General features: G+C 73.1%; 4 protein-coding genes, 1 tRNA gene and 1 pseudogene. 2 read left to right on the top strand and 4 right to left on the bottom strand.

What is annotated here, in order from left to right; genetic code table 11:
- Both GTW43_RS20730 and GTW43_RS20725 read left to right on the top strand, forming a co-directional pair.
- A pseudogene (locus GTW43_RS20730) lies at positions 1 to 584 on the top strand (SEL1-like repeat protein); the annotation flags it as partial.
- A gap of 89 nt (positions 585 to 673) precedes the next feature.
- Positions 674 to 747: transfer RNA gene (locus GTW43_RS20725), tRNA-Met, on the top strand.
- Between the two features lie 100 nt (positions 748 to 847).
- On the opposite strand, the gene GTW43_RS20720 is transcribed toward GTW43_RS20725, so the two are convergent.
- From GTW43_RS20720 to GTW43_RS20705, 4 genes are all read right to left on the bottom strand, one after another.
- Positions 848 to 1984, bottom strand: a complete 1137-nt coding sequence (locus GTW43_RS20720) for an ABC transporter substrate-binding protein (protein WP_161303515.1) — start codon at positions 1982 to 1984, stop codon at positions 848 to 850.
- A gap of 55 nt (positions 1985 to 2039) precedes the next feature.
- Positions 2040 to 2906, bottom strand: a complete 867-nt coding sequence (locus GTW43_RS20715; protein ID WP_161303514.1) for an ABC transporter permease — start codon at positions 2904 to 2906, stop codon at positions 2040 to 2042.
- Positions 2903 to 3673, bottom strand: a complete 771-nt coding sequence (locus GTW43_RS20710) for an ABC transporter ATP-binding protein (protein ID WP_161303513.1) — start codon at positions 3671 to 3673, stop codon at positions 2903 to 2905. Before GTW43_RS20710 ends, GTW43_RS20715 begins: the two co-directional genes overlap by 4 nt.
- Before the next feature lie 210 nt (positions 3674 to 3883).
- Positions 3884 to 4105, bottom strand: a 222-nt coding sequence (locus tag GTW43_RS20705) for a transcriptional repressor (protein WP_202501759.1), incomplete at its 5' end; no start/stop codon positions are given.

The following is a 4105-nucleotide window of genomic DNA, read 5'->3' as shown; positions in this document are numbered from 1 at the left end:
TCACCGAGGCCGCGCTCCAGGTCGGCATCGCCCGGCTGCGCGAGGGCGACGAGCGAGCCGCGGAGCGGAACCTGCGGTGTGCGGCGGGCGGCGGCAGCGCCGAGGCCGCGTACCGGCTCGCCTCCCTGCTCGACGTGCGGCGTCCGCCCGAGGCCCGGCACGAGCTCGGCGAGCCCGTCGTCCGGCGCAGCGAGTGCGAGGAGTGGTACGAGCGGGCCGCCGAGCACGGACACCGGCGCGCCCAGGTGCGGGTCGGCATGCTCGCCGCCGCGCGCGGGGACGTCGTGGAGGCGGCGCGCTGGTACCGCGAGGCGGCCGAGGCCGGCTCGCGCAACGGCGCGTTCAACCTCGGCCTGCTCCTCGCGCGCGAGGGCAGCGAGCCGGAGGCGGCCCTGTGGTGGCGCCGGGCGGCCGACGCGGGGCACGGCCGGGCCGCGCTACGCCTCGCCCTGCTGCACACGCGCCGCGGCGACCTCGTGGAGGGCCAGAAGTGGGCGTCCCGCGCCGTGGAGCTCGGTCCTGCGGAGGTCGCCGAGCGGGCCGCCCGGCTGCGCGACGCCCTGCGCCAGGAGCTGTCCGCGTAGGCGGCGCAGGGCCTGCTCGGGCCTGCTCCTGGGCGACGCGGAAGGAATTTGCGCTGGTCGGGGGCTTCCCGTAAGGTGGTGTTCACCGACGCGGGGTGGAGCAGCTCGGTAGCTCGCTGGGCTCATAACCCAGAGGTCGCAGGTTCAAATCCTGTCCCCGCTACTGAAAGTCCGAGGCCCGGAGCCATTGAGCTCCGGGCCTCGGCGCATGTCCGGGCCCTTTGGTCTTGTCGCCCTGTCGCCCTTTCGCCGCACGGCACGGCTCAGGACGTGTGCCCCACGGCCTCCTCGTACAGCTTGCGGTCCACCGTGCGGGACTCCGGGAGGGGATCGGCCTTCGCGACCCCGGCCGCCTTGTACGCGGCTTGCAGGCGGTCGGTCGAGCCCGAGCGGATCTCCCAGTCCATGCGCAGGGACGGTGTGGACTCCAGGACGGACCGGTCGGTCTTGAGCAGCCCGGCCAGCTCGGTGACGAACGCGGGGTCCTTCTTGTAGTCACCCGGGAAGTACGTGTTCACCGTACGGATGTAGGCGCGCAGCAGGGCGACGCCCGCGTCCGGGTCCTCCTTGAGCAGTGTCGGGCCGAAGAGCAGCCCGCCCAGCGGCTCGCCCAGGGGCTGGCCGCCCAGGAACGCGAAGCGCTTGTCGCCGTCGACCTTGCGCCACACGGGGTCCAGCAGCCAGGCCGAGTCGACACCGCCGTTCTGCAGCGCGGTCAGCACGTCGGCGGAGCCCAGCTGCTGGAACTGGATCTTGGAGAGGCCGCCGCCGTGCTTCTTGAGCGCCTTGTCCATGGGGTACGCGATCACCGAGCCCTTGCCGATCATCGTGCCCATCGTGCGTCCGGCCATCGCGACGTGGTCCGCGCTCTCGCCGTCCTTCAGGCGCACCCACAGGCCGCTCTTGGAGTCCGGGTCCGGGGAGAAGTTCCCGGCGACCCACTTGATGTCGAAGCCGCCGAGGATGCCGTTCATCACGGCGGCCTCCGGGGCGGCCCACTGGGCGTCGATGTCGCCCTTGGCCAGCAGCGGCAGGGCGTCGGGGGTGGGCAGGACCTTCAGCGTGACGTCCAGGCCCTCCTTCTTGAACTCGCCCTTCTTGACCGCCATTTCGAGCGGGGCGACGTACTCGGCGGCCAGGGTGCCCGTCGCGATGGTCAGCTTGCGGGGCTTCGCGAGCTTGACGGGGGCGGGGGCGCCGGGGGAGCAGCGGGCCGGTTTCCGGTCGGGGGCGAGGTCGGCGGGGTCGGTCCAGCCGGTCTTGCCGCAGCCCGCCACCGCCTTGATCGCGCGGGGTTTCGTGGCGGCGTCGGGCGGGGCGTCGCTCTTCCCGCAGGCCGCCGTGCCGGTCAGCAGGGCACCGGTGAGCAGCAGGGGCAGGGCCATGGATCGCGTGCGCATGGAGCCTCCGTACAGACGGGTCATACGTAACACGTGCGGGGGAGGGGGCCGGGGCTCAGGACTGGCCGCGGCCGCGGTCGCGCGGGGCCCAGGGGGTGAGCAGACGGCCGGCGAGACGGACCAGTTCGGAGAAGACGACGCCGAGCACGGCGACACAGACGATGCCGACGAACATGACGTCGTTCTGGAAGAGCGCCCGCGCGTCGAAGATGAGGTGGCCGAGGCCGTCGGCCGCCGCGATCTGCTCGGAGGCGACGATGACGAGCACCGCGACGCCCGCCGCGATGCGCGCGCCGACCAGGACGGCGGGCAGGGACGCGGGCAGCAGGACGTGCCGGAACATCTGCCAGGGGGACGCGCCGAAGACCTGGCCCGCGTCCCGGTGCCCGGAGGGCACGGAGACGACCGCTGCCATGGTCGAGATCCAGACGAAGAAGAAGACGGTCGCCGCGACGAGCGCGATCTGCGGTCCCTCGCCGAGCCCGAACATGTTGAGGAAGACCGGCAGCAGGGCCAGCTTCGGGACGACGTAGAGGGCGTCGAGGAGCGGTTCGAGTGCGGCGCGGATCAGGGACACCGAGCCCATGAGCAGGCCGAGGAGGTAGCCGCAGACCGTGCCGATGACGTAGCCGCCGAGGACGCGCTTGAGGGTGGCCCACACGTCGGGCCACAGCTGGCCGTCGGCGGCGCGGTCCCAGCCGTCGGCCAGGATCGTGGAGGGGGCCGGGTAGACGCGGTCGTCGATCCAGGACTGCGTGGCGGCGAGCTGCCAGAGCAGGACCAGGACGAGCGGCACGGCGACGGCGAGGGACAGTTCGAGGGCGCGGCGCCGGCGTCGGGTGCGGGCGGGGTGGAGTTCGCGGGGGCCCGGGGCGCGGACCAGGACGTCGGCGGACCCCTTCTCGGGGGCGGTCGTCGTCATGCGGGCACCGCCGGGGTGCGCGGACCCTGGTGGACCTCGCCGCGCAGCAGGTCCCACAACTCGCCCTTGAGGGCGGTGAACTCGGGCGTGCTGCGGACGTCACCGGTGCGGGGCCGGGCGAACGGCGGGCGGCGCTCGGCGATCACGCGGCCCGGGCGGGCGGACATCACGAGGACGCGGTCGCCGAGGACGAGCGCCTCCTCGAGGCTGTGGGTGATGAACAGGGTCGTGGTGCGGGTCGTCTGGGTGAGGGCGAGCAGCTCGTCCTGGAGGATCGTGCGCAGCTGGGCGTCGAGTGCGGCGAAGGGCTCGTCCATGAGCAGGATCTCCGGTTCGACGGCGAGCGCACGGGCGATCGCGACGCGCTGGCGCATGCCGCCGGACAGGGCGGCGGGGTAGGCGTCCGCGAAGTCGGCCAGGCCCATGCGGGCGAGCCAGTCGCGCGCCCTGGTGTTCGCCTCGCGGCGGGGCACCTTCTGGATGTCGAGGCCGAAGCGGACATTGGCCAGCACCGTCTTCCAGTCGTAGATGCCGTAGTCCTGGAAGATCATCGCGGCCGGGCGGGAGCTCGAGGTGCTGATCTCCAGGGTGCCCGTGGACGGGCGGGTGAGGCCGGCGGCTATCCGGAGCAGGGTGGATTTGCCGCAGCCCGACGGCCCCACGACACAGACGAACTCGCCCGGGGCGACCGTCAGGTCGAGCGGGCCGAGGGCATGTGTGGGGCCGAAGGTGCGGGTGAGGTCGTGGGCGCGGAGTTTGTCGTGCACGGGGCCCTCCGGGGTGCGGCTGGATTGTGGTGGGCGCCCGCGAGAATATGACGGGGTGTCAGATTGTGGAAGAGGGTGCGGCGCGGGGTCCGTCGTCGCGCGCGGCGGCGCTGCGGTGGCCCGCACGGCTCCCCGTGCCCCTGCGGGCATGCCGAAGAGGGCCCGCACCTGACTCGGGTGCGGGCCCTCTCCGGGTGGTGCTCCTGGGTGCTACGCCGCCTTCGCGCAGGCGGGGCACAGGCCGCGGTAGGTGACCTCGACGTCCGAGATCGTGAAGCCGAAGCGCTCCGAGTCCGGGAGGTCCGTGAGCGGATTGCCGCCGGGGTGGACGTCACGGATCTGGCCGCACTGCGCGCAGACCAGGTGCTGGTGGGGCCGGTGCGCGTTCGGGTCGTAGCGCTTCGCGCGCTTGTCCGTGGCGACCTCGATGAC

Origin of the sequence: Streptomyces sp. SID5785 (assembly GCF_009870065.1) — a bacterium.
Classification (GTDB): domain Bacteria; phylum Actinomycetota; class Actinomycetes; order Streptomycetales; family Streptomycetaceae; genus Streptomyces.
The sequence above is the reverse complement of the archived record's forward strand: the minus strand, read 5'-3'. Positions and strand labels throughout refer to the sequence as shown.